Source organism: Luteirhabdus pelagi (assembly GCF_016827595.1).
Classification (GTDB): Bacteria; Bacteroidota; Bacteroidia; order Flavobacteriales; family Flavobacteriaceae; genus Luteirhabdus; species Luteirhabdus pelagi.
In genome coordinates this window covers 79,065-104,603 of sequence record NZ_JAECMS010000003.1, presented here as the reverse complement: position 1 = coordinate 104,603, position 25,539 = coordinate 79,065, and the positions used below count along the sequence as shown (strand labels likewise).

The 25,539-nt window shown below is 40.0% G+C and carries 27 protein-coding genes; 14 read left to right on the top strand and 13 right to left on the bottom strand.

The features are described 5' to 3' along the window. Nucleotides 1–9: 9 nt before the first annotated feature. Complete coding sequence (locus I4Q58_RS09715) at nucleotides 10–1,743, bottom strand: helix-turn-helix domain-containing protein (protein WP_203295680.1); 1,734 nt, start codon at nucleotides 1,741–1,743, stop codon at nucleotides 10–12. A gap of 359 nt (nucleotides 1,744–2,102) precedes the next feature. Here I4Q58_RS09715 and I4Q58_RS09710 point away from each other — a divergent pair, with 359 nt between their 5' ends. Both I4Q58_RS09710 and I4Q58_RS09705 read left to right on the top strand, forming a co-directional pair. After that, nucleotides 2,103–3,302 (top strand): alanine dehydrogenase, encoded by a 1,200-nt coding sequence (locus tag I4Q58_RS09710; protein ID WP_203295679.1) that lies wholly within the window; start codon nucleotides 2,103–2,105, stop codon nucleotides 3,300–3,302. A gap of 52 nt (nucleotides 3,303–3,354) precedes the next feature. Next, entirely contained in the window at nucleotides 3,355–3,732 is a 378-nt protein-coding gene (locus tag I4Q58_RS09705) for a hypothetical protein (protein ID WP_203295678.1), read from the top strand. Nucleotide 3,733: 1 nt separating this feature from the next. Here I4Q58_RS09705 and I4Q58_RS09700 read toward each other — a convergent pair whose 3' ends face one another. Next, complete coding sequence (locus tag I4Q58_RS09700) at nucleotides 3,734–4,906, bottom strand: proline dehydrogenase family protein (RefSeq protein ID WP_203295677.1); 1,173 nt, start codon at nucleotides 4,904–4,906, stop codon at nucleotides 3,734–3,736. 54 nt (nucleotides 4,907–4,960) lie between these two features. On the opposite strand from I4Q58_RS09700, the gene aroB reads away from it, so the two are divergent. Beyond that, nucleotides 4,961–6,043, top strand: a complete 1,083-nt coding sequence (gene aroB, locus I4Q58_RS09695; RefSeq protein WP_236002885.1) for a 3-dehydroquinate synthase — start codon at nucleotides 4,961–4,963, stop codon at nucleotides 6,041–6,043. A gap of 65 nt (nucleotides 6,044–6,108) precedes the next feature. Next, nucleotides 6,109–6,432 (top strand): hypothetical protein, encoded by a 324-nt coding sequence (locus tag I4Q58_RS09690; RefSeq protein WP_203295676.1) that lies wholly within the window; start codon nucleotides 6,109–6,111, stop codon nucleotides 6,430–6,432. Nucleotides 6,433–6,505: 73 nt separating this feature from the next. On the opposite strand, the gene I4Q58_RS09685 is transcribed toward I4Q58_RS09690, so the two are convergent. The 4 genes from I4Q58_RS09685 to I4Q58_RS09670 all read right to left on the bottom strand — a co-directional run bounded on the left by I4Q58_RS09685 (nucleotide 6,506) and on the right by I4Q58_RS09670 (nucleotide 9,917). Continuing rightward, on the bottom strand, nucleotides 6,506–7,054 hold the full coding sequence (locus I4Q58_RS09685) for a type 1 glutamine amidotransferase domain-containing protein (RefSeq protein ID WP_203295675.1): 549 nt from the start codon (nucleotides 7,052–7,054) through the stop codon (nucleotides 6,506–6,508). 122 nt (nucleotides 7,055–7,176) lie between these two features. Then, nucleotides 7,177–8,127 (bottom strand): YihY/virulence factor BrkB family protein, encoded by a 951-nt coding sequence (locus I4Q58_RS09680; protein WP_203295674.1) that lies wholly within the window; start codon nucleotides 8,125–8,127, stop codon nucleotides 7,177–7,179. 82 nt (nucleotides 8,128–8,209) lie between these two features. Then, nucleotides 8,210–8,692, bottom strand: coding sequence for an Lrp/AsnC family transcriptional regulator (locus tag I4Q58_RS09675; protein WP_203295673.1), 483 nt, complete (start codon nucleotides 8,690–8,692; stop codon nucleotides 8,210–8,212). Nucleotides 8,693–8,756: 64 nt separating this feature from the next. Further along, complete coding sequence (locus I4Q58_RS09670; RefSeq protein WP_236002884.1) at nucleotides 8,757–9,917, bottom strand: M14 family zinc carboxypeptidase; 1,161 nt, start codon at nucleotides 9,915–9,917, stop codon at nucleotides 8,757–8,759. A gap of 287 nt (nucleotides 9,918–10,204) precedes the next feature. Between I4Q58_RS09670 and I4Q58_RS09665 the strand changes: the two genes are divergently transcribed. Genes I4Q58_RS09665 through I4Q58_RS09650 form a run of 4 tightly spaced genes read left to right on the top strand, consistent with a single transcriptional unit; the run spans nucleotide 10,205 to nucleotide 12,261 of the window. Further along, nucleotides 10,205–10,615, top strand: coding sequence for a helix-turn-helix domain-containing protein (locus I4Q58_RS09665; RefSeq protein WP_203295672.1), 411 nt, complete (start codon nucleotides 10,205–10,207; stop codon nucleotides 10,613–10,615). 37 nt (nucleotides 10,616–10,652) lie between these two features. Beyond that, nucleotides 10,653–11,063, top strand: a complete 411-nt coding sequence (locus tag I4Q58_RS09660; protein ID WP_203295671.1) for a DNA topoisomerase IV — start codon at nucleotides 10,653–10,655, stop codon at nucleotides 11,061–11,063. A gap of 8 nt (nucleotides 11,064–11,071) precedes the next feature. Further along, nucleotides 11,072–11,917 (top strand): TerC family protein, encoded by an 846-nt coding sequence (locus I4Q58_RS09655; protein ID WP_203295670.1) that lies wholly within the window; start codon nucleotides 11,072–11,074, stop codon nucleotides 11,915–11,917. Next, nucleotides 11,914–12,261, top strand: a complete 348-nt coding sequence (locus I4Q58_RS09650; RefSeq protein ID WP_203295669.1) for a hypothetical protein — start codon at nucleotides 11,914–11,916, stop codon at nucleotides 12,259–12,261. Before I4Q58_RS09655 ends, I4Q58_RS09650 begins: the two co-directional genes overlap by 4 nt. 2 nt (nucleotides 12,262–12,263) lie before the next feature. Here I4Q58_RS09650 and mscL read toward each other — a convergent pair whose 3' ends face one another. Genes mscL through I4Q58_RS09635 form a run of 3 tightly spaced genes read right to left on the bottom strand, consistent with a single transcriptional unit; the run spans nucleotide 12,264 to nucleotide 17,348 of the window. Next, nucleotides 12,264–12,692, bottom strand: a complete 429-nt coding sequence (mscL, locus tag I4Q58_RS09645; protein WP_203295668.1) for a large-conductance mechanosensitive channel protein MscL — start codon at nucleotides 12,690–12,692, stop codon at nucleotides 12,264–12,266. A 50-nt stretch (nucleotides 12,693–12,742) separates the two neighbouring features. Then, nucleotides 12,743–15,463: a DNA gyrase/topoisomerase IV subunit A gene (locus I4Q58_RS09640; RefSeq protein ID WP_203295667.1), complete on the bottom strand. Its 2,721-nt coding sequence runs from the start codon at nucleotides 15,461–15,463 to the stop codon at nucleotides 12,743–12,745. A 34-nt stretch (nucleotides 15,464–15,497) separates the two neighbouring features. Next, nucleotides 15,498–17,348, bottom strand: coding sequence for a DNA topoisomerase IV subunit B (locus I4Q58_RS09635; RefSeq protein ID WP_203295666.1), 1,851 nt, complete (start codon nucleotides 17,346–17,348; stop codon nucleotides 15,498–15,500). A 225-nt stretch (nucleotides 17,349–17,573) separates the two neighbouring features. Between I4Q58_RS09635 and I4Q58_RS09630 the strand changes: the two genes are divergently transcribed. The 3 genes from I4Q58_RS09630 to I4Q58_RS09620 all read left to right on the top strand — a co-directional run bounded on the left by I4Q58_RS09630 (nucleotide 17,574) and on the right by I4Q58_RS09620 (nucleotide 19,725). Beyond that, nucleotides 17,574–18,488 (top strand): DnaJ C-terminal domain-containing protein, encoded by a 915-nt coding sequence (locus tag I4Q58_RS09630; protein ID WP_203295665.1) that lies wholly within the window; start codon nucleotides 17,574–17,576, stop codon nucleotides 18,486–18,488. A gap of 1 nt (nucleotide 18,489) precedes the next feature. Beyond that, nucleotides 18,490–18,780 (top strand): chaperone modulator CbpM, encoded by a 291-nt coding sequence (locus I4Q58_RS09625; protein WP_203295664.1) that lies wholly within the window; start codon nucleotides 18,490–18,492, stop codon nucleotides 18,778–18,780. Between the two features lie 87 nt (nucleotides 18,781–18,867). Next, the gene (locus I4Q58_RS09620) at nucleotides 18,868–19,725 is read left to right on the top strand and encodes a phosphatase PAP2 family protein (protein ID WP_203295663.1); all 858 of its coding nucleotides are present in this window, start codon (nucleotides 18,868–18,870) and stop codon (nucleotides 19,723–19,725) included. Between the two features lie 67 nt (nucleotides 19,726–19,792). Here I4Q58_RS09620 and ychF read toward each other — a convergent pair whose 3' ends face one another. Further along, nucleotides 19,793–20,887: a redox-regulated ATPase YchF gene (gene ychF / locus I4Q58_RS09615; protein ID WP_203295662.1), complete on the bottom strand. Its 1,095-nt coding sequence runs from the start codon at nucleotides 20,885–20,887 to the stop codon at nucleotides 19,793–19,795. Between the two features lie 169 nt (nucleotides 20,888–21,056). Between ychF and I4Q58_RS09610 the strand changes: the two genes are divergently transcribed. Then, nucleotides 21,057–21,530 carry a hypothetical protein gene (locus I4Q58_RS09610; protein ID WP_203295661.1) on the top strand — a complete coding sequence of 158 codons (474 nt, stop codon included), beginning with the start codon at nucleotides 21,057–21,059 and terminating at the stop codon, nucleotides 21,528–21,530. A 44-nt stretch (nucleotides 21,531–21,574) separates the two neighbouring features. On the opposite strand, the gene I4Q58_RS09605 is transcribed toward I4Q58_RS09610, so the two are convergent. Together I4Q58_RS09605 and I4Q58_RS09600 are read right to left on the bottom strand one after the other, a co-directional pair. Continuing rightward, a complete protein-coding gene (locus I4Q58_RS09605; RefSeq protein ID WP_203295660.1) occupies nucleotides 21,575–22,372 on the bottom strand; it encodes an alpha/beta hydrolase in 798 nt (265 codons plus the stop codon). Continuing rightward, nucleotides 22,369–23,235 carry an alpha/beta hydrolase gene (locus I4Q58_RS09600; RefSeq protein ID WP_203295659.1) on the bottom strand — a complete coding sequence of 289 codons (867 nt, stop codon included), beginning with the start codon at nucleotides 23,233–23,235 and terminating at the stop codon, nucleotides 22,369–22,371. Before I4Q58_RS09600 ends, I4Q58_RS09605 begins: the two co-directional genes overlap by 4 nt. Nucleotides 23,236–23,439: 204 nt before the next feature. Here I4Q58_RS09600 and I4Q58_RS09595 point away from each other — a divergent pair, with 204 nt between their 5' ends. Further along, nucleotides 23,440–23,973, top strand: coding sequence for a hypothetical protein (locus I4Q58_RS09595; RefSeq protein WP_203295658.1), 534 nt, complete (start codon nucleotides 23,440–23,442; stop codon nucleotides 23,971–23,973). 62 nt (nucleotides 23,974–24,035) lie between these two features. On the opposite strand, the gene I4Q58_RS09590 is transcribed toward I4Q58_RS09595, so the two are convergent. Beyond that, nucleotides 24,036–24,386: a 4Fe-4S dicluster domain-containing protein gene (locus I4Q58_RS09590; protein ID WP_203295657.1), complete on the bottom strand. Its 351-nt coding sequence runs from the start codon at nucleotides 24,384–24,386 to the stop codon at nucleotides 24,036–24,038. 62 nt (nucleotides 24,387–24,448) lie between these two features. On the opposite strand from I4Q58_RS09590, the gene I4Q58_RS09585 reads away from it, so the two are divergent. Then, nucleotides 24,449–25,516, top strand: coding sequence for an acyl-CoA reductase (locus I4Q58_RS09585; protein WP_203295656.1), 1,068 nt, complete (start codon nucleotides 24,449–24,451; stop codon nucleotides 25,514–25,516). The last annotated feature ends 23 nt before the right edge of the window (nucleotides 25,517–25,539 follow it).

The following is a 25,539-nucleotide window of genomic DNA, read 5'->3' as shown; positions in this document are numbered from 1 at the left end:
TTGAATTTATCATCCATTCCTGTCACTTTTAATCAAATTCTTAATATAGTAAGACGGATATATTTTTACTTTTCGATAAAAAGCTCTCGAAAATGATTCTGCAGAATTAAATCCAGATTCTTGTGCTATTGCTTTAATTGTGAACTTCTTGAACATTGGGTCTGTTTGACAACGATCCATCGCATAATCAACTCGTAAATCATTCAAATACGTTGGGAAATGTTTACCCTTTTTGATATTTATTACCTTGGATAAATATCTTTCATTGGTTCCAAATTTTTTAGCAAGGCTGTGTAATGTAATATTTGGCTCAATGAAGTCACGACCTCGTTCAAAACATTCTAGTTGATCCAATATTTCCTTAATTACACTTGTAGGGATTTCATTATTATTTTTTTCATTTTTCCTTATTGTTTCTTTTTTTCTTTCATTTACGAGACTTAAAAATCTACGTTTATAAGCTCTATTTCGAAAGTAAAAGAATATTACTGTAGTAAGTGCAATCACAAATAATGCTATAAATAATAGCATAGTATTCGTTTTTTGAGAATTCTCTCTCGCAAGAGAGTCGATTAGATTCTGCTTTCTTTCGATTAATTGTGGAGTTTCAAAGTTTCTTTGAATTGAAGATTCGAAATACTTATAATGACTCTTTAATATACTATCTGCTTTAATTAATTTATTTAGATATATTAATTGACCGTCAACATTATTTCTCTCCTTCTCCAATTGAAGTAGAGATTGAAAAATGTTTCTTCGATAGGGAAGTAAATCATTCCTGCTGAAGTCAAACATTGAGTCAGCCTTTTTTAATGCAAGATACGCAGCATTTTTTCGTCCGATGTTTAATTCTGATAACCCCTTGAATAAATAGGTATCTAAATGTGTTGAGTAATTACTGTCTTTCTTCTCTAAATGAATAAGGCTGTCTGAAATCTTTATTGCTTCCTTATAATCCTTCCTATGATAATTAATCTCTAGCTGTAGTTCTTTTACAAAGTTTTGAAAGCTTTCTTGATTTTTTAAGTTAAGATTATCGACTTCATATTTATACTTTTTGTAATAATCAACGACAGAATCTAATTGCTTTTTCTGCAAATAGCAAACTATATAGCCTAAATAAGCATTTAATTTAAGTATAGTCTCGGTATCGTCTAAATTGCTTTTTAGTTCAATCCTATTAGTTTGACTAATTTGATTTGAGAATCCATCTTTATTTATAATATTCATTTGTTCATGTTGCATTTGGATTGCTTCATCAACATCTCCGAAATAAGCTTTTGTTAATATTAAATTGCTTAAGCTGTATATTTTAAATGATTCATTATTATATCTCTTTGCATAATCATATAGTAAGTAGAAATTTTTGGTTGAATTAATTAAGTCTCCAACAACGGAATACTCATATCCCTTTATCATATACCCCAACCCAGGATAGGTAATATGTTCCATATCCTTGGTTAGTGCAATAAGGCTATCGGCCATAGCTATGTTTTTCTCATGATGGAAAATACGTGCAAGGCGATCGTACCCCCTGGCCATTTTAATAGTATCGCCTTCCCTCCTAGCACGATTTAAATATTCTCTAGCAATAGGTTCAGCAAGAATGCTGTCGTGCTCTACTTCTTCAAAACGTGATAGCAATTGTTCGTAGCTGAGAAGATCAAGCGAGGTACCTTCAACATTTTGGGAAAATGCCAAAATAGGAAGGATGCAAAACAATAAAGTCAAACAGTATTTCATGGGAATAGATGGTTAGTTTGTTACCGAACACGAAAATAGGGTTCTGTTTTGGTATTTAGGGCGAATTCTTATCTAAAATACGCAAATATTTAGTTCACAACATATTGACGGAGCAGTAGAAAAGAGAATTCATGAATTACGACTGCTCCTTCTTGAATTGGGAATTGCATTTTTTGCATATAACCGAAAAACCACCCACCTTTGGTTCGTAGGTAATGGCCCGATACTAAAATTATGTTTAACAGCTGGGGAGTTGTAAAGCTATGTCGGGTCATTACTTTTTCTGCTTCTCAACAACCACTTCCATTTTAACAATTCAAATTAACTATGTACCTTAGAGGAACATTTTTGATTGACCTATGAACCAACCATCCTCCCCTTTTACGAAGGCTCAGCTTATCCCCCAAGAAGAAATGCTGGAAATTGCACGTCAGAGAGGCGACCTTTTTATCGGAGTACCAAAAGAAAAGTATTTTCAGGAAAAACGGATTTGTCTAACCCCAGATGCAGTTGCCGCCATCGTTGCAAATGGTAATAAAATATTGTTGGAAAGTGGCGCTGGAGAAGAAGCAGGGTTTTCCGACACCGAATATAGCGAGGCGGGTGCCTCAATCACCAAGGAAACCAAAAAAGTGTTTTCGTGTCCAATAGTTCTAAAAGTCGAACCGCCTACCCTCGAGGAAATCGAGCTTCTCCAACCAAAATCGGTTTTGATCTCTGCCCTTCAATTAAAAACAAGACAAAAAAAATATTTCGAGGCGTTAGCAAAAAAGAAAATTACCGCACTTGCTTTCGAGTTTATTAAAGACCAGGACCAAAGTTATCCTGCGGTTAAGGCGCTCAGTGAAATTGCAGGAACGGCCTCAGTGCTAATTGCAGCCGAATTGATGGTAAATGCGAAAAAGGGTAATGGACTTTTATTCGGAAATATTAGCGGGGTGCCTCCCATCGAAGTGGTGGTCATAGGAGCCGGTACCGTTGGGCAATTTGCGGTGCGCTCTGCGCTTGGTTTGGGAGCGAATGTAAAAGTATTCGATAGCTCTATTACCAAGCTTCGCAACCTGCAAATGGCCGTAGGACGTACATTTTACACCTCTACCATTCAACCTAAAAACCTCCTTAAAGCGCTTCGTCGCTGCGATGTGGCTATTGGTGCAGTGCGAGGAAAAAATCGTTCTCCCGTAATCGTTACCCAAAAAATGGTCGATAATATGAAAAAAGGCGCCGTGATAATCGATGTGAGCATCGATATGGGAGGATGTTTCGAAACTTCAGAGATGACTACACACGAAGCTCCCGTTCGTATGTACAACGATGTGCTTCATTATGGTGTTCCTAATATCCCAGCTCGGTATCCAAAAACAGCTTCCATTTCTATTAGCAACATTTTCACACCGTATGTTTTCGATATCGCAGAAGCTGGCGGACTTGAACAAGCGGTCCGGTTTGATGAAGGACTTCGGAATGGCCTTTATTTTTATCGTGGCATTTTAACCAATAAAGCAGTATCAGATTGGTTCGATATGTCATATAGCGATATCAATCTTTTGATATTTTAAACCTGTATTCTTTTCGAAGCTGTATTTTTGCGGTTCATTTCAATTTTGAAACATGAAGCTAATATATAGGCTCGGTTATTACTTAGGCGGATTTACCATCGGTTTAATCATTCTTTTCTTTTTTTTGGGCGGAAAAAAAACCTCCTGCGATTATGGACCGAATGCGCGAACCTTAAAGAATATTAGAACTAAAAAACTAATGTATTCTGAAAAGGGTCAGCGAGAGTTATTAGCACTGAGTCTTGATACTACAGCGGTATCAAAACTGTTGAACAATGGCGATGTCATCTTTTCTGAAAGTCAAACGCAACTGGATTCTTGTAATATATACGTGATTGAAGGTTCGGTATCAGAAAAACATATAAAAATTGAAGTAGAAAACTGTAGTATTGTTGCTACCCTACTTTCTGCGCGAAAAGCAATGGACTAAATCAAGTCCCTCTACGCTGTTTTTCCCGTTTCAATAAATTGAGTTCCCGACTGGTTTGTCCCGCTACCGAAGTGTTTTCCTCTGCCCTACGAATAAGGTAAGGCATTACATCCTTAACCGGACCAAACGGAATGTATTTCGCAACATTATACCCCTTTTCCGCAAGATTATAGCTAATGTGGTCGCTCATTCCGTACAATTGGCCGAACCAAATACGGTTATCGTCCTTTTTCAACCCATTTTCTTCCATCACCTCTAGCGTAAGATAGGTGCTGGTTTCATTATGGGTTCCGGAGAATAGCGTAATATCCTCAATATTATCCACTACATATTTCGTGACCTTATTGAAATTTTCGTCGGTTTCCTGTTTGCTTTCACAGATAGGCGTTTTGTATCCTTTGTCTTGAGCGCGATCGTGTTCCTTTTCCATATAAGCACCGCGTACCACCTTAAAGCCCAAACGGAAGTTTTCCTTTTTTGCACGGGCATGAAGTTTCTCCAAGTAGTCATAACGGTCCCAACGGTAGCATTGCAATGTATTGAAAACAACACAGCGTTCGGTGTTGTATTTCTTCATCATTTCTTCACATAAATCATCGGCAGCATCCTGCATCCACGATTCCTCAGCATCAATCAATAACGAAATTCCTCTATCAGAAGCCTCCTTACATACGTTATCATACCGATCGACAATACGTTGCCACTCGGCTTCTTCGGCTTCATTAAGTGCTTCTTTTTCCGTTTTTTTACGCCAAATTTCGAAGCGGCCCAACCCGGTGGGTTTAAAGACCGAAAAAGGCATGGCAGGTTTATGCTCTGCAAATTGGGTTAGTTCAATCACTTTCTTCATTGTGGCATCGAACTGGGCTTCACTTTCCTTGCCTTCAACTGAATAATCCAACACCGAATGGACATTGGCTTCATATAAAGCATCTACAGTATTGATACAATCTTTCTCATTCACTCCGCCACAAAAATGATCGAAAACAGTGGCTCTAATCAAGCCTTCAACCGGTAAGTGAATATTCAATGCAAATCGGGTTACCGCGGTCCCAATTCGAACCAGCGGTTCGTTTGCAATCATTTTAAAAAGGAAATAGGCGCGTTCCAATTCGGCATCCGATTTTAGCTTGAACGCAGTTTCCGTATCGTTAAAAAAGGAGTGTTCTGCCATATCCGCAAATATACTTAGATTTGACCATGAATAAAACCACTCCAACACAAGTTTATGAATAATAAACAGCTTATCAGCAATGGAATGCCCGTCTATGGAAACGAAAGGGCTTGGCAAGCATTTGAGCAGCACTTGAATAGCCAAAAATATAGCACGATTTTCATTCTAGTGGACACCAATACCAAACGCAAATGTTTGCCTTACTTTTTACAGAAATCAGGCTTGCAAAATATTGAAGTTATGGTTATTGGCGCTGGCGAAACCAATAAGACGATCGATACCTGCGTAACGGTTTGGAATGAACTTTCGGAACGTGGTGCTGATCGCAACAGTTTGTTGATTAATTTAGGCGGTGGCGTGGTTACCGATTTAGGCGGATTTGTAGCGTGTACCTTCAGAAGGGGCATCGATTTTATTAACGTTCCTACTTCCCTCCTAGCCATGGTAGATGCCGCTGTGGGAGGTAAAAATGGGGTTGACCTTGGGGTTTTGAAGAATCAGATAGGTATTATCCGACCGGCCACAATGGTATTGCTCGATAGTGACTTTTTAAAAACGTTGCCTACCCGTGAAGTTCTTTCCGGATTGGCCGAAATGCTGAAGCACGGGATGATCACCTCCGAAAACTATTATCAAAAGGTATTGAAGTTTTCAATAAACTATCCAGAGACGGAATTCGATTTAATCTGGCAATCGGTGGAAATCAAAAATGAAGTGGTTACCGAAGACCCCTTAGAACACGGGCGACGAAAAACCCTAAATTTTGGTCATACCCTTGGCCATGCGATCGAGTCGCATTGGCTGGCATCTAAAGAGAAAAGTGAATTGCTCCATGGCGAAGCTGTGATTATCGGTATGATTTTGGCCCTTTATATTTCTGCGGAAGAAGTCTCGTTTTCAAGGGAAAAGAGAGATGAAATTGCACAGGACCTTGTTTCACTATATGATAAAATACCTATTTTAGAAGAAGACAGAATCGCGATTATCGATTTGTTGAAGTACGATAAAAAGAATCGAAATGGACAAGTAAATTTTGTATTGTTGCGACAGTTTGGTGATTATGAGATTAGTTGCAAGGTAGCAAATACGCTTATTAACGATGCCTTTGACTATTATTCAGAATTGAAAAAAAATTAATTTTGAAAGTATGGCAAGTCTCAATTTTTTAAATAGATTTACACCCAAAACCATCAAGGATTGCTATGAAGAGAATTATTGTTGACTATAAGAAATTAACGCCGGAGATATTGGGAATGCTGGTCGATAAATATCCAGACGGATATGACGACGACCAAATTATTACGTTTAAGAATGCGAAGAATGAAACGGTTGAAGCCGTAGAAGTTAGAACCGAAGATACCATCTATTTGGTGAAGGTAAGCTCGCGCTTGGAAAGCACTATGGCAAATTTCGAAGAAGACGATTACGATGATGAACACTTAACCGATCCTATTGTCGAAATTCCTGAAAAAGGCGAAGATGAAGACGAGCTATCTGAGGAAGAGCCCGAGGATGAAGACGAATAGAAATAGTGGTATTATGATATAAAAAAAAGAGGCTTCAATTTGAAGCCTCTTTTTGTTAGTGTTTCACTGAATTCTAGGCATGTTGTAATTCATGCTTTCCTTCTTTGATTTCCTCAATCAACTTATCGTTGAAGGCAGGTAAATCGTTTGGATTTCTACTGGTTACGAATCCTTCATCTACTACTACTTCTTCGTCGACCCAATTCGCCCCTGCATTTACTAAATCGTCTTTAATAGAGCTGAAAGAAGTCAGTTTTCTTCCTTTAACTACATCTGCAGAAATCAGTACTTGAGGTCCGTGGCAAATCGCCGCAACTGGCTTGTGTGCCTTAAAAAAGTCACGTACAAAAACCAACGCTTTTTCATTTCTACGAAGCTTGTCAGGATTGATTACGCCTCCTGGGAGCACCAATGCATTGTAGTGATCGGCTGAGACCTGATCGATCGTTTTATCAACGCTATACTCATTCGACCAATTTCCATCGGCCCAAGCTTTTATGGAGCCCGATTCTTCACTTACGATATCGACAGTGAAGCCTTCTTTTTCCATCGCTTCTTTTGGTGATTTCAATTCCGATTCTTCAAATCCATTTGTTGCTAATATTGCAATTCTCTTTTCCATAATGTTCGATATTTTAATTTTCTTTTTCAATTTTAATTCAATACTAATATACCGCTGAAACCCGCGTACAACAAGTTTTGCGTACTAAGGTTATACTAAACTGTGTTAAGGATTGTGAAAGATTATTTCTGCTGAAGGGTTTCCGACTTTTTTCGCTTCTCCTCGACCTTTTCCTTATAGGCCCGTAGTTCTTTAATCTCCTCTTCATAGCTAATTGTAGCATCATCGGAAGGCTCGACCTTGACATCATTAAGCAACGCCCATTGTACTGTTAGTTCAGCCCCGAAAAACATGATGAGGCAGGTGTAATACACCCATAACAAAATCAGTACAACACTTCCAGCAGCGCCGTAAACCGAAGCTGGATCTGAGGTAGCAAAATAAAAGCCGATGATATATTTCGCTGCCAAGAAAAGTAAGGTTGTAAAAAAGGCTCCTAGTAAGGTAGTTTTCCATCGAATTTTCACATCGGGAAGAAAGGTAAATAGGGCAGCGAATAGACCGGTGATGAAGAATTGGGATAGTAAGAAATTGATGACCTCAATAATCCCAGAAGATATTTCACCCTGACGAGCGCCAAGCCAATCACTTATACTCGAAATAGCGGTGGAAATAAGCAATGATATAAGCAATAAAAGTCCGATTGCAAGAATCACTCCCAAAGAAACGGCACGTCGCTTTAAAAGGCCTTTAATGCCTATTTCTTTGGCGCGTACGTTCCAGATGTCATTCAATGCCTTTTGAAGTTGAAAAAAGACCCCTGTAGCCGCAAATAAGAGCATTCCCAAACCAATCACGAGCGTCCAAGCCGAGGAATTTTCCAGGGCCGCATTGGCAATCATATTCTGAAGCGCTTGGGCAGCACCTTCCCCGATCATCGATCCGAATTCCGAAACGATACGTCCTTGAACCGCATCCCGGCCAAAGAAAATTCCCGCTACGTAAACGGTGATAAGCAAAAGCGATGGCAACGAGAACAGTGCATAGTATGCAATTACGGCACTTTTCGACCAAGGGTCATTACTGTCCCAACTCTGATAGGTATTTTTTAATAAGTGCCATGCTTTCTTCATTGGAAAATTTTCGCCTATGTATAAAAATAAAGAAACCCCTTGCGTAGTCGCAAAGGGTTTGCTGTTAAATAAATGGTAATCCTTACTTGATGTTCTGGAAGATAGAATGCATCAAGCGTTTTTTGTCGTTTAAGCTTTCTTCAAGAGAAATCATCGTCTCGGTTCTTGTAACACCTTCAATATCATCGATATTATAGATAATTTCCTTGGCGTGACTTGTATCGCGAGCACGAATCTTACAGAAAATATTGAACTTTCCTGTGGTTACATGCGCAACGGTAACGAAAGGAATATCGCTGATGCGCTCTAGAACAAACTGGGTCTGGGATGTTTTCTGAAGAAAAACACCGACGTATGCAATAAAGGAGTAGCCCAGTTTTTCGTAGTCTAATCGAAGGGAAGAACCGATAATGATTCCGGCTTCTTCCATTTTCTTTACGCGAACGTGTACAGTACCTGCCGATATATCAAGCTTCTTGGCAATATCAGTAAAAGGAGTTCGGGTATTTTCGATCAACATATCAAGAATTTGGTGATCGGTATCGTCTAATTTAAATTTTGGCATTGTATGAGGTTTAAGCTGTCTGTTTATACAACGGCAAAAGTACTATATATTGTAAAAGCCTATATTAATTTTTTAATAAATCTTCAGTAAAATCGATGCCATTACGCCGTATCGATTTAATTTCCACACCGATATCGGCAATTTTATGCGAATTTATCAACAATTCATCTCCAACTACATCGATTTCGTTATGACCGAAAAGTGCTAGGTCCTTCCCTGTTTTTTCAATTTTTGGTGTGAAGAGGATTGTGTTGTCCTTCAATATTTCTTCATATTGAATTCCAATATCGATCAGCGCTTTTTCCTTCCCGAAATGCGCATTGCGAATGATGATGTCCAAAAAGCTTTTTTTGTTCTCCGGAATATTAAAATAATGCGAAGTATCACAAGTCTTAGCTTCAACCTTATCATCAAGTAACCCAAAAAAGGACAAGTAGCTCAGGAAGATAAGTTCCCGTGTTTTCTCACGTTGATAGTCGCCAGGGTAATGACCCGCCTCAAATAATATCGTAGGCGTATCGGTTTGTTGAAAGGTATCCCCCACGCAGTTTAAGTTGAAATCGTCATCATAACGTCCAACCCGATTTGGAATAAAACCCTGCAACATGTGATACATTTTTACAATCTTCTCCATAGCTTGCTTTCGAGAAGGCGTAATCGATTTTTCTTTATTGGCCGAAGGCGCCAGAAAGGTAATAATGGCGGGATTGCCTTCTTTTAGACCATAAATACTACGCTGGTCATGAAGATTTAAGCACCAATCTGGCTGGAAGCTATCAAAGATCTTTCGAAGCACCTGACTCTCTTTCTGGCTTAAGTCCTGCGCATCGCGATTTAAATCGAAGCCATTGGCATTTTCACGTGTATACGCTGCCGCACCGTCCGGATTTAGCATTGGAATACAGCAAAAGGTAAATTTCTTTTTAAAATGACTCGCTTCTTCTTCGTATGACTCTGGATGTTGCAAGAAATTCAAGAAATCTAATAGTGCTTTAGTCGTGGTACTTTCGTTACCGTGCATTTGCGACCAGGCAAAAACCTTTATGGGACCTTCACCAATCTTAACCATAGGTATCTGTTGGTCGTTTTCCGATACGCCGGGATGCGATATATGGAAATCAGAATTCAATTCATCTAAAACATCACGAACCATATTTAAGGTGATATAACGTCCGCGTAATTTAGTTTTAAAGGTAGATCGGTATACAGATAGTAAGGCTTCCAAATGTTTTTGTTTACAAAGCTAAACAGATTAATGTTTACAAATGTATACAAGTAAAATTGTTGATTTAGATACATCAGTAAACAGTTTATAGCGGGGTTAATTGATGGCACGTACCTGTGGACTTTCAAATATTGGCATATGCACCCAAATAATTATTTATCAGTTAGTTACATTATTTATGTAAAGTGATTATTTAATATAATTCAGTCGATATTCGACTTAAAATTGTTACTTTCTATCCGATTTGTTACATTTGTAAAGCAACTCTTAGGAATTTATTTGTTACAATGGTAAACAGCAAGGAATTTGCGAAAAGGCTTGAAAAAATCTTCGAGCATTATGGTCTTTCGGCAACTGCTTTTGCCGAGCGGATCGACTTTAATAGATCGACGATCTCCCATATCCTATCGGGACGAAATAAGCCTAGTTTAGAATTTGTCATGAAGGTCGTACATGAATTTCCTGAGGTCGAATTGTATTGGTTGTTGAATGGAAAAGGTTCTTTTCCGATCGATACTGAAGAAAAAACGGACGTATCCCCTACTAAAACATCAGAAGAAAGAAGCCTAGTATCCAAAAATATAAAGCAATCACTTCCAACGACTCAAACAGAAGCATTTACGTCTTCAACTTCCAAGGAAATCGATCAAATTATTCTGTTATATAAAGATGGTAGCTTTAAGGTGTATAAAAAATGAGCATTTCTTCTAAAAAATGTTGAAATTCGCACTTATAATGAAATTGCGATTCACCTTTTTTAGCATACTATCCCTATTAATTGCCGGCTGTTATAGTCCTGAGCGTAACTGTGTTGATTTTAAAACCGGCGCTTTTGAGTTTGAGGCATTGGTAGGAACCGAAGTTGAAACCACGACCTTTGTCCGTAACGATTCCATCGAAATTGACTATTTTAGAGGAAAAAGTGACACGTCTTCGATTCGCTGGATAAACGATTGCGAGTATATCGTTCAAAAAATCAATCCGAAGAGCATGGCCGAAGAAAAGGCTATTCATATGAAGATTTTAACCACCGACGGAAATACATATACTTTTGAATATAATGTTGTGGGTGAAGATCGAAAAGAACGCGGAAAAGCAGTGAAAGTAAGCAACGACCCCATAAAACCTAACAAAACAACCAACTAGAAATATTTATGTTCGATATTTTGACCTCTCCAGATGCGCTGATGGCGCTGCTGACCCTTACCATTCTTGAAATTGTTCTCGGTATCGATAACATCATCTTTATTTCATTAGCCGCGAGCAAGCTTAAAAAACAACATCAAAAAAAAGCGACGAACATTGGGCTTTTTATGGCGATGATCATCAGGGTTATTCTGTTGTTTGGTATTTCTTGGTTAGTGGCTATGGAAGCTCCTTTCTGGCATATCAATCTCTCCTGGATTAAAGCTGGTGTTTCCGGGCAAGGGATCATTCTATTTGTCGGAGGACTCTTCCTGCTCTATAAAAGTACCACCGAAATTCATGAAAAAGTTGAAGATAAAGGCCATGACGAACGCGAGGTGAAGAAAGCACGTGCAACCACCCTTACGAAGGCCATTGTTCAAATATGTTTGATAAACGTGGTTTTCTCTTTCGATTCGATATTGACAGCAGTTGGGATGACGAATGGAATAGGAAACTCAGCAAACGATGCCTTGATCATAATGGTTATTGCCGTAGTCGCTTCCATTTTGATTATGATGATTTTTGCGAACCCTGTCGGTCGATTTGTAAACAAACATCCAACTGTTCAGTTGTTGGGATTGGCGTTTTTGATCTTAATCGGATTTATGCTTATTGCTGAAGGGGCACACCTGTCTCATTTGGTGGTATTCGGTAATGAAGTAGGTGTTATTCCGAAAGGGTATCTGTACTTCACGATTGCATTCTCATTATTCATCGAATTCATCAATATGAAATATCGTCAAAAGACTTCCGATATCGTTTCTACGATTCCGGATGAAGAAATTGAACAAAAACACGACAAGCCGTTATGAGTGATTACAGTACCCATTGGACAAAAAACGATTTAAGCGCTTACTTGCTATTATATTGTGCGCATGCCGATTTTATTGAAACTTCCGAGGAATTGGAAATGGTAAAGTCGAAGGTGAATCGAAACGAATACGAACGAATTCATAGGGAGTTTGAAGCCGATAACGACTTTCAGAGCATCCAGAAAATTCAGCATACCGTTCATCGGCTTGACCTTTCGAATGAACAAATAGAAGAAATGGTAGCCGAAATGAAGGATTTGTTCTTCGCCGATGGACATTTTGAAGCAGCGGAACAAGCCGTTTTTGTAGGATTACGCCATATTCTTAAAAACGAAGAGGAATAATACTACTGTCTGTTTTTGAGCATGCTGTTTTGCTCTTCCATCAAGCGCTCGATATTCGATAGCAGTTCGATATCCTTTGGGGTTTCGACTGTTTTGTTCTTTGGATCCTCGGCTTTGCGTTTATAACGGTTAATCACTTTTATAACCACGAAAATTGTAAAGGCAATAACTAGGAAATCGACCATTACTTCAAGTAATTCTCCGTATCCTATTGCTACTTCCGAATTTGTTTCCGTTGCTTCTTTTAGAACATACTTTCGTTCCGCCAAATTAACATCATCGGTCATCAGGGAAAGTGGTGGCATGACTACCTTTTTCACCAAGGTATTCACCACATTATTGAAGGCGGTTCCGATAATAATACCCACCGCCATATCGATCATGTTACCCTTGACCGCAAAATTCTTAAACTCTTGGATTAATCCTGCCATGTAGTACTCATTGCTTGGTGACTGAGGTTCTCGAAGTCACCACTTACTTATTAAAATAAACTTGTTTGTCCCTCTCCACCGGATGCTTCACCACCGGTATCTTCATCAGAACTGCTTCGAATTGCATCATCATCAGTATCGGAGGAGTCATTGTCTTCTTCTGAAGAAACATCCTCTTCATCTACCACATCCATATCCTCAGCATTCTTTTCTTCTGGCGGCTCATAAGGAAGCGATGCCAAGGCGTTGATTTCCAAAACCTTTTCTTTTGTCAATTGATTTCCCATTGCCGTGATGCCTTTCACTGCGATAAACTCTTCAAGGTTAACCTCCAGGTTCTCTTCACGCTCCTTTCCACGTTTCTTTACGAAGACTACTTCGGCTACGGGTCGATAATCGGTGAAGATTCGCTCCAGATAGGAATCGGAATGATCGGTAATAATCAACTCCTCCTTATCTGGATTTTCAATCAGGAATCGTTTCACATAAAACAATTCCTTTTCACCTTCCCAATAGATAGCTGAAAGCGGTTTTTTAGGCTCCCATTTTTCTAAAATGATAATGTCATCATCAAAACGAAGCGTCATTTCCGGAACTACCGTTTTCACGGTTCCATCTTGCTTCACAATGAGCAAGCGGTCTTCACTTCTAAATTCACCAAGCAATTCACCTCTACCATCTAGATTTAGGCGTTGTACGGTTTCATCGAACCAGATTTTGCGTGGTTTTAGGGTAGAAAGTCCTTTTTCCTTTAATTCGACTCGCTTTACGGGGTGTTTGGTGACGATATTCCCTTTTGCACCTCTCCCCTTCACCATTTGATCGGCAAAATCGAGGTCGAATTTCAATTTCTTTATATTTCCTTTTTGTCGCAGTAATACCGTTACGACTTCCGCTTCACCGTTAGGATTCGCTGTAAAATACAATACTTTACTTCCTTTTGCGTCCTTCGTAAGACTATACTCACGGTCGCGGGTAATAGACGTTACTGCAAAACGTTTCACATAGGTCGGTCCGCTCTTCCCGAAGCGATAGATCATATTGTAAATCGTGCGCTTGTCTTTCTTTTTAAAGACCGCTACATGGATAATACCTTTACCGATAAAGGTTTTACTGTCGACTTTGGTAACCATCATAGTACCGTCTTCCGTGAACACAATAATATCATCGATATCACTACAATCGGTAACATACTCATCGCGACGCAAACTGGTTCCGATAAAGCCTTCTTCCCTATTTACATAAAGTTTGGTGTTGCGGATAACCACTTTGGTCGCTTCAATATCATCGAAAACCCGAATTTCAGTTTTGCGCTCCTTCCCTGCCCCGTAATCCTTCTTCAACCTTTTGAAATAGGCAATGGCATATTCAATCAGGTTTTCTAAATGATGCTTAATCTCTGCAATCTGATCCTCTAATGCTTCAATCTTTTGTTGGGCCTTGTCGATATCGAATTTTGAAATACGCTTGATTCGAATTTCGGTCAATCGCACGATATCCTCTTCCGTTACCGCACGTTTCAAATGCTTGATATGTGGTTTCAACCCTTTATCGATCGCAGCGATCACGCCTTCCCAGGTTTCTTCCTCTTCAATATCGCGATAGATTCTATTTTCGATAAAGATGCGTTCCAGTGAAGCGAAGTGCCATTGGGCTTCAAGTTCATCGAGCCTGATCTCCAGTTCCTGTTTCAGCAAATCGACCGTACGATCGGTACTTCTGCGAAGCATTTCAGAAACACCAACAAAAAGCGGCTTGTTGTCTTCAATAACACAGCCTAATGGTGAAATTGACGTTTCACAATTGGTGAAGGCATACAGCGCATCAATAGTCTTATCAGGTGATATCCCACTTGGAATATGCACTAAAATCTCGACCTCGGCAGCAGTATTGTCTTCAATTTGCTTGATTTTGATCTTCCCCTTCTCATTTGCCTTAAGAATGGAATCGATTAGGGATGAAGTGGTCGTTCCAAAGGGAATTTCATTGATAACAAGCGTATTCCGATCCTGTTGATTAATCCGGGCGCGACTTCGAATCTTACCCCCGCGAACGCCATCCTTGTAATCGGTAGCATCCATGATGCCACCCGTTGGGAAATCGGGTAAGAGTGTGAAGCGTTTCCCTTTCAGGTGCTTGACAGAGGCATCGATCAACTCGATAAAGTTATGGGGCAACACCTTGGTTGAAAGTCCCACGGCAATTCCTTCTGCTCCCTGCGCCAACAAAAGTGGGAACATGACGGGAAGATTGATCGGCTCTTTCTTTCGTCCGTCGTAACTCGCTTGCCATTCGGTAATTTTTGGGTTAAAAACAACATCCAGCGCAAACTTGGAGAGCCTCGCTTCGATATATCGTGACGCTGCTGCACTATCGCCGGTAAGCACATTTCCCCAGTTTCCCTGGGTATCGATAAGCAAATCCTTTTGCCCCATCTGCACCATCGCATCGGCAATACTGGCATCGCCGTGAGGGTGGTATTGCATGGTATGTCCAACAATGTTTGCAACCTTGTTGTAGCGCCCATCGTCCAAGTCTTTCATGGAATGCATGATACGACGCTGAACAGGCTTAAAACCGTCTTCGATTGCGGGAACGGCACGTTCTAGAATTACATAACTAGCATAATCCAAGAACCAGTCACGATACATACCCGTAACCTTGGTGATGGTTTCGCTGTTATCGGCATTTTCGACATCGCCACTCTCTTGGTTCTGGTGGTCGATATCCTCTGGATTTTGTTCTTCGTTATTATCGAGTTCGTCACTCATAAGATGTATTGCGCAATATTAGTTCTAGGTTGATTTAGGCTTCTACTTTATCTAATTCTACTTTTAGATTATCGATGATAAATTCCTGTCTGTCGGGTGTATTCTTGCCCATATAGAATTTCAACAATTCATCTATACTCATGGCTTTATCTAGCATCACAGGGTCTAAGCGAATATTCTCACCAATAAAATGCTGAAATTCATCGGGTGAAATCTCACCCAACCCTTTAAATCGAGTAATTTCGGGTTTCGGCTTCAACTTGTCGATCGCGGCTTTTCGCTCTTCTTCGGTATAGCAATAAATGGTTTCCTTTTTATTTCGAACTCGAAATAATGGTGTTTGAAGAATGTACAAATGCCCTTCTTTGATCAATTCTGGAAAAAATTGAAGGAAAAAGGTAATTAACAGCAATCGAATGTGCATTCCATCTACATCGGCATCGGTTGCGATTACGATGTTGTTGTAGCGAAGATCTTCCATGGAATCCTCAATATTCAAGGCTGCCTGCAACAGGTTGAATTCTTCATTTTCGTACACAATCTTCTTACTCATGCCGTAGCTGTTCAATGGTTTTCCACGGAGTGAAAATACCGCCTGCGTATTCACATCACGACTTTTGGTGATACTACCACTCGCAGAGTCACCCTCGGTGATAAATAAGGTCGTTTCAAGTCGGCGTTCTTTTTTCATATCACCCAAATGAACTCGGCAATCGCGTAATTTTTTGTTGTGAAGACTTGCTTTCTTTGCCCTATCGCGGGCTAGCTTACGAATACCTTTCAGTTCCTTGCGTTCCTTTTCGGCACGGATGATCTTCTTCTGAATCTTTTCAGCAACCTCAGGATTTTTGTGCAGAAAATTATCGAGATAGGTTTTTACGAAATCGTTCACGTAGGTGCGAACAGTTGGTAAATCGCCTCCCATATCGGTACTACCGAGTTTTGTTTTGGTCTGACTTTCAAAAACCGGCTCCATAACCTTGATGCTAATGGCCGAAACGATTGATTTTCGGATATCGCTAGCGTCGTAATTCTTTCCGTAGAAATCGCGAAGTGTCTTTACAATAGCTTCACGAAAGGCAGAGAGATGTGTCCCTCCTTGTGTGGTATTTTGGCCGTTAACGAAACTATGGTATTCTTCGCTGTACTGTGTTTTGCTGTGTGTGATGGCCAATTCGATGTCATCACCTTTTAAGTGAATGATGGGATACAACATATCCTCTTCACTCATATTCTCATTCAATAAATCCTTCAATCCATCTTTCGAGTGAAACTTCTCACCGTTGAAGTCGATGGTAAGGCCAGGATTCAGGTATACATAGTTCCGCAGCATCTTTTCGACATACTCATTTCGGAATTTGAAGTTCTTAAAGATGGTTTCATCAGGAATAAACTCGACCCGTGTTCCCTTTCGCTTTCCACTATCCTCAACATCGGGGTTGTTTTTCAGTTCTCCCAATTCGAATTCGGCTTGCTTCATTTGACCATCACGAACGGATTCTACCTTAAAATATGCTGAAAGTGCATTTACGGCTTTGGTACCGACACCATTCAGTCCAACAGATTTCTTAAACGCCCGGGTATCGTACTTACCACCGGTATTCATTTTAGAAACCACGTCGACTACCTTTCCAAGCGGAATCCCTCTACCATAGTCGCGAACCTTTACTTCCTTATCCTTGATACGGACTTCGATGGTCTTTCCGGCCCCCATCACAAACTCGTCGATACAGTTGTCAAGCACCTCTTTTAGAAGAATATAGATACCATCGTCTGGTGAGGAACCATCACCCAATTTTCCGATGTACATTCCAGGTCGCATACGAATATGCTCTTTCCAATCCAACGACCTAATATTGTCCTCAGTATATTGTGTATCTGCCATAAGAATTTGAAGTGAATGGGCAATAAATATAGGGGTTCACAGGGAAAATTAACACCTTATTACATGAAAGTAATTAACAATTCTTGGGCGAAAGTTGTTAGTAATTCTGAAACTCTCGTGTTCCTAAAACTTCATAATAAATAAGAAGTAGAAACATATTGCTTACGCTGCTACTTGACACTAGTTTTCGATTGTTGTAATTTTAACTGAAAAGTAAGGACTTAAATGGAATACATCGATTATTATAAGGAACTTGGACTGACAAAGGAGGCTAGTCAGGCGGATATTAAAAAGGCGTATCGCAAATTGGCTCGAAAGTATCATCCCGATGTGAACCCGAACGATCAGGAGGCGCAGCAAAAATTTCAACGCATCAATGAGGCCCACGCGGTGTTAAGCGATCCTGAAAAGCGAAAGAAATACGACAAATACGGTAAGGATTGGGAGCATGCCGATGCCTATGAAGAAGCCCAGCGCCAACAACGAAGTCGAAGTGGCGGAGGATTTGGAAATGCCCAGCAACGAACCTACACCACGGGAGGTTTTGACGACAGTCAATTTTCTGACTTTTTTGAAAGTATGTTTGGCGGTGGCGGTTTTAGTGGTCAGCGCCAACGCAGTCACGCGCAATTCAAAGGGCAGGATTATAATGCAACGCTACGGCTTCAATTGACCGATATTCTTACTTCACATAAACAAACTATCGATTTAGGTGAAAGGAAAATCAGAATTACCATTCCAGCAGGTGTTGAAGATGGTCAAACCATTAAAATTAAAGGATATGGAGGTGAAGGCGTGCAGGGCGGTCCAAAAGGTGATCTCTACATCACATTTGAAGTACTTAACAACACTACTTTTAAACGACTGGGATCCAATTTATATAAGGAAATGAAAATCGACCTTTATACAGCTGTGTTGGGTGGAAAAATCACCATCGACACACTATCTGGCAAAGTGAAGTTAACAGTGAAGCCTGGAACGCAAAACGGCACAAAGGTGAAGCTTAAAGGGAAGGGTTTACCGAAATATAAACAGAATGATGCTTTTGGCGACTTGTTCATTACCTATACAGTAAGATTGCCAGAAAAGCTTTCTAGTGAAGAGAAGGAATTGTTTACACAACTTTCAAAATTGAAGTAAAATGGCAAAAGAGAAATATATACTAGTTACGACCTACTGTAAACACTCAAACATCGATCGTGAGTTTATAGAAGCACTACATCAATTCGGATTGATAGAGCAGCAATTTCAAAAGGAAGATCACTATATACTTGAAGAGGATATTGTCGAAATCGAACGAATGTTCCGATTACATAATGATTTAGGTATTAATATGGAGGGTCTTGATGTCCTCACCCATATGCAACGTAGAATGGAAGAAATGAGGAGAGAGATGGTGTTACTAAAGCAAAAGTTGCGGTTGTACGAATAAGACTAAGTTGTGAAAAGGTGACTAAAATTCAATTAAAGGCGTGTTAAAACGGAATTTCTGAATGGTGATTGTTTCTATATTGGAAGCATGAAAAAAATTTTTAGCACCCTAGCCGTAGTATTTATTACACAATTTTCTTTTGCTCAAGAGTCTACTACCTCTTCATTTAAACAAGAATCATCCATTTCCCCATACGAATGGGATTGGGTGCGCGATGGCATCTGGACCGGCGGTGGCATTGCCGTTAGCGGACTTGGACTTTATTTCATAACGGAAAAGGATGATATTACCGAAGCTGAGTTACAACAGGAAATTGCCAATAAAGACGATATAAACTTTTTAGATCGTTGGGTGGCAGGAAATCACTCTGAGGATGCTAATAAGATAAGCGATATTCCTTTTGCACTTTCTTTTGCCACTCCCCTGGCATTGTTGTTCGACGATGAAGCTAATGATCACTCAGCTCAAATTGGTGGACTTTACTTAGAGAGCTTAGCTACCACTGCTTCCCTTTATACTATGACAGCTGCTTTTGTAAATCGCTCTCGACCCTATGTATACGATGAAAGTGGTGATACTTCTCTATCGAGAAGAACTAGTAATAATGGTCAACGGTCTTTTTATTCGGGTCATGTAGCAGCTGCTGCGACCGCGACATTCTTCACTGCAAAGGTGTTTACCGACTTCAATCCGGATGTGAATGGAAAGTTTTGGATTTGGACTGGAGCTGCGACAATTCCAGCAACAGTAGGGTATTTTAGACTACAAGCAGGTCAGCATTTCTTGACTGATGTATTGTTAGGTTATGGACTTGGGGCTGCAGTAGGATATTTTGTACCCGAGCTACACAAGGTTGAAAATGATTCCTTTAGTGTATACCCAACAGGAGGAAGAACCTATCTTGGCGATGAATACAGTGCGATGGCCGTTCGGTTTACGTTTTAATCTGGACACTTCGAGAGCCTCAGTGTCCTAATATATTGTTGTAAACTATTTTTTTCTTGAAAGCAGTTTACACATTAAATCGGAAATGCATGACATCGCCATCCTTTACGACATACTCCTTCCCTTCTACCGATAGCTTTCCAGCTTCACGTACTTTGGCTTCGCTTCCATACTGAACATAATCATCGTATTTGATTACTTCCGCACGGATAAAACCTGCTTCAAAATCGGAATGGATAACACCTGCCGCTTCAGGAGCGGTAGCACCAACCGGAATGGTCCATGCACGGACTTCCTTCTCTCCAGCGGTAAAGTAGGTTTGTAGGTTTAATAGCGAGTAAGCCCCACGAATCAACTTGGCTGAGCCCGGTTCCTCTAGACCTAAATCTTCCAAGAACATCTGTCGCTCCTCGTAGGTGTCCAATTCAGTAATATCGGCTTCTGTACCCACGGCAAGGACCAATACCTCGGCATTCTCATCCTTTACAGCTTCTTTTACCTTTTCAACATATTCATTTCCGGAAGCAGCGGACCCTTCATCTACATTGCATACGTACATTACTGGCTTATCGGTGATATATTGCATACGATCGATATACTCTTCGCGTTCCGCATCGGTTACTTCGATAGCCCGTACCGACTTTCCTTCCTCTAATCCTTTCTTCACCTTTATTAATGCAGCCTCTTCCTTTTGTGCATCCTTATCGCCTGTCCGAGCAGCGCGTTTCACTTTATCGAGACGCTTTTCGGTGGTTTCCAAATCTTTCAATTGAAGTTCAATATCGATAGTTTCCTTATCACGAACAGGATTCACATTACCATCAACATGTACCACATTATCATTGTCGAAACAGCGCAATACATGAAGAATCGCGTCGGTTTCGCGGATATTTCCAAGAAATTGATTCCCCAATCCTTCACCTTTGCTGGCACCTTTCACCAAACCGGCAATATCGACGATTTCAACCGTAGCCGGTAATACTCGTTGTGGATTTACCAATTCTTCCAACTTCACCAAACGATGATCGGGAACGTTTACGACGCCGATGTTTGGTTCAATAGTACAGAAAGGGAAATTGGCACTCTGCGCCTTCGCATTAGAGAGACAGTTAAAGAGTGTTGATTTTCCAACGTTTGGTAAGCCGACGATACCTGCTTTCATAATTTTATGGTCTTCAATTTTGAGTGCGCAAATATAACGGTTTAACGGTAGTTTTTATGTATCATACCTTCCATTTCAACAAAAAAGTTTGGCAATACTTTGGGGCTTGGTTTTCATTTAGTTAACACTTGGAAAGTATCTTTACCATATAAACCAAAAAATGACAATCATGAAAAATCTCATTATGTGTGTTGGCGGAATCATGCTTAGCGGTACGATGATGATAGCACAAGTAAATCAGGATGTGAAAAAAGAAACGGTGACAAAGAAAGTGACCGTAAAGGACACTGACGTGGACACACGTGTTGTTGAGGACGTATATGAAGAGAAGGAAATTATTTCAGTTGAAGGAAATGAAGAAACAAATCAAGAAGCAAAGGTAAAAACCGTTAAAGATAAAAAGAGCGATGTGGTGAAGGCTGAAAAGGAAATAAATGCTGAAAACCAAGCAAAGATCGCAATGGAAAAGGCAAAAGTCGAAGAGGAACTTGAGGCCTCTAAGGAAGCTCAAAAGCGGAAAGCAGAAGCTAAGAAGGCAGAACTAGAAGCCAAGGAGAAGATGATGGAAGCTGAAATGAAGGAAAACCGAAAGAAATTGGAAAAAGGGAAGAAAGTAAAAAAGAAGAAGAAAGATGATGGGTAATTCCCTGATTTGTTAGTGAGGACCCTGGCAACTGCTGGGGTTTTTTATTGCAGTATGGTTTGAATCGCTTTGCGATATTCCTCAAAAGCAACCAAGTTATTATGGTCGCCCTCCGGGACGGTCACAAATGTCATTAGCGATTCAGAAACCGTTTTTGACAACTTGTTTCCAGATTCGTAAGGCACCACACTGTCGGATGTACCATGAAGTATGGCTATCGGACATTCAATATCATCCATAAAAGTATAGGTAGGGAACTGATACTTCAACAGGCTGCCGACAGGTAAAAACGGAAAGGTGCTTTTCGCTACATCTTTTAAGCTGTAAAAAGGCGTTTCTAAAATTGCCTTACAGGGTTTGTTAGCTGCTGCCAGCTTTGCTGCAAAGGTAGTTCCGAGGGAACGACCGTAAACGATGATTTCATTTTCAGGTGTCGACTTCTTTAAATAATCGTACCATAGTTGCGCGTCTTCGTACAGAGCTTTCTCTGATAGTGAACCTGTACTTTTCCCGTAGGCACGATAGTCCATGATCAGGACATTGTAGTCGAATTGCGTGAACCACTGCCCTATTTCACCCCAACGGGCAAGATTACCAGCATTTCCATGAAAATATAGGATGGTTCCTTTCGGTTTGTCAACAGAAAACTGAAGTGCGTTTAACCTTGCCCCATCCGTTCCCTCAATAAAAATTTCCTCAAACGGTGTTTCAAACGAATACGAATAGTCATCGGCCAAGGGCTCGGGATGAAAAATTAATTTTTCCTGTAACAAATACATACCTAACAAAAGTACGAGAAAGGCTAGTATTAGGAAACCAATGAGTTTGGTAAGTTTTCTCATTCTTCATTTTTAGTTGCATGCTTCACCTGTAGACTCGTTTTGCTATAATCGATGTTTCGCTGTATGGGGTGAAGAATATCATGGATAATTTCATGATACTGTTTTATGGTGTTCATATTCTTGTGGCCACCGCCTACTACGGGGTGAAGCGTGGTGCTCTTTGCTTTGATTTTGGATAGCTTCACACTACTCGAAAATGGAATCAGCTTATCGTCGGTTCCATGAATAATATGAATAGGGCATTGTACATACTTCAACCACTTATAGGTGGGCATGGGATATTTCAATAGTATGGAAAGCGGCATAAATGGTAGATAGCGTCCCGCAACCTTAGCCAGACTGTAGTATGGAGCATCCAATATGAGCAACTGCGGATTGTTCATCGAGGCCAATTTGGTTGCAAATCCCGATCCTAGCGAGCGTCCATATAAGATAATATGTTTCTCGGGCACCAATTTCCGAAGTTTATCATACACATATTGAAGGTCTCGTTTTAGTGCTTTTTGCGAGCGGCGACCGGTACTTTTGCCAAACCCACGGTAATCGACCATGATAACATCGTATTGATGTCCGGTGAAATCGACTGCAAACTTTCCCCATCCCTTGATGCTTTTTGAATTTCCCTTTAGATATAACACTACTCCAATTGGATTTTCGGCTTTAAAGTGAAGTCCGTTGAGTACCGCACCATCGCGCGTTCGAAGATTGTATTCTTCTACACTTTGGTTTTCATATAAAAATTGAAAATCCTCGGGAAGCTTTTCCGGTTTAAAGAGGAAGTAATCCTGTAGGTAATATAGTAGGATGCTCGCCAAAAGGTAGGCGGCAACTAGTATTAACAAAATGGTTAACCATAGCGGCATATTGCTATTTTCACTAAATGTACAAAAATTAACGGGTGGAAATTATCCCGAATATTAAGAGAATTTAAGAGTATAGGGTTGTTTTCAGAAATGTTTAGCAAAGAATTAAAACGATTTTTCAACTGCGAAGCCATGATGATAGTATCTTACAATTGATTTCATAAAACATTAGAAAACAAAGACTAACATTTAAAATTTTACACTATGAAACGGATAGTATTGATATTCTCTCTTGCAGCATTTACTTCGGGATTTGCCCAAGTGGATCAGAATCAAAATAAGATGAAGACAACAACGGTTACAAAAAAAGTGGTAACCGATAATGAAGGATCAGAAACCTCAACAAAGGCAGTAACCCAAACTAGAACACAAGAATTGGCTTTGACCGATTTTGAAGGAGAACACAATTTTAGCACGGTAATGAAACCAGGGACGGTAGATACCGATGTTAAATACATGAATAACAATAATAAATATTGGTTAACACCAGATAAGCCGGGATATAAAGTAATGACGAATATTAATGGTGAAGATCATACGTTTGCACGAATTCGTCCTACATCCCAAGATGGCTATTATTTACATACCCAAGATGGTGAAAATTCTATTGGATATTTTAATGAGGATGGAGATTTTGTTGTAGAATCGTATGATTCAGACAATGATGGTGTTTACAATTATATTTATAAAGTAAATACTGCGGACAAAGAAAAAATGAAAAAGAATAAAATGAAGTAATTTTTGTTCCATGAATAAAAAAAGCCGGCGACTCGCCGGCTTTTTTTTGTTAAAAGTATTCTCTATTCATGGTGCATAAAGGCTTGCTTTGCCAATAGCTCCTCTTCGCTTTCCACATGATCATCATCTGGCACACAGCAATCTACTGGACAAACGGCCGCACATTGCGGTTCGTCGTGAAACCCTTTGCACTCCGTACATTTATCGGGAACGATATAGTAAATCTCATCGCTAACAGGCTCTTGTGTTTCCTGTGCATCCACTTCTTTTCCGTTCGGAAGGACAACATTTCCATCCAAATCGGTACCATCGGCATAACGCCAGTCGTCGGCACCTTCATAAATAGCAGTATTAGGACACTCGGGCTCGCAAGCACCACAGTTTATACATTCATCGGTTATTATAATGGCCATAGCTTTTTCTTTTTCTAACTTTGTACAAATTTAATGCCTACGTAGGGCAACTCCAAACCTTTATGGATTTAAACCAGCGCATTTCAGCCTTTGCAAAAGTAGGGAAGTTTCTAGGTCAGTTTTCTGATAAAAATCATAGTAACGACCCCTCTCTACCCTTTCTAGACTCTTATTATGAAGAAATGAACGGTATTCTCCATCGCGCTAAAGCCGAGAACGGATGGTTTACATTACCGAATGTATATCATTCTTTAGAAAGTTGGAGCAAGGAGTTAAACGAAGAAAACCTTCAGCAATGGTTGTCCAATTATACTATTCCAGCATCGGCTTCACCAAAAACCGTTGCCATCGTAATGGCGGGTAATATTCCCTTGGTTGGATTCCATGATTTCCTTTCAGTATTGATGGCTGGTCATAAGGTAATTGCCAAGCTGTCTTCCAACGATGCAGTATTGCTTCCCTTTATCAAAAAACTGTTGGTTCATGTCGAGCAGGAGTTTGAATCGAAAATTCAACTGACAGATGAAAAATTAGAGAATTTCGATGCGGTAATTGCCACCGGCAGTAATAATACGGCACGTTATTTCGACCATTACTTCGGGAAGTATCCAAATATTATCCGTAAGAACCGGAATTCTGTAGCGGTATTAACAGGAAATGAATCGAAAGAGCAGCTGGAAGGACTTGCCGATGATATTTTCCAATATTTCGGATTGGGCTGCCGAAACGTTTCAAAATTGTTTGTTCCTGAAGGATACGATTTTAAGGCGTTTTTTGAAGCGCTCTACACTTGGAAGGATATAATCAACAACCATAAATACATCAATAACTACGATTATAATAAAGCGGTGTATTTAATGGGAAGCCATGAATTGTTGGACAATGAATTTTTACTGTTGAAAAAGGATGAAGGCTACGCCTCTCCTATTGGCGTTCTTTTTTATGAAACTTACAAGAGTGAAGCACAACTTGCCGAACGTTTGAAAGCAGAGGATGAACAAATTCAAGCGATTATAAGTGAAGCCTCCATAGCCAATGCAATTCCCTTAGGAACCGCCCAAGCACCTGCTTTGGACCAATATGCAGATGGTGTCGATACCATGGCTTTTTTGTTGAAATTATATGAATAAATTTGATTATTCTTTAACGCTTA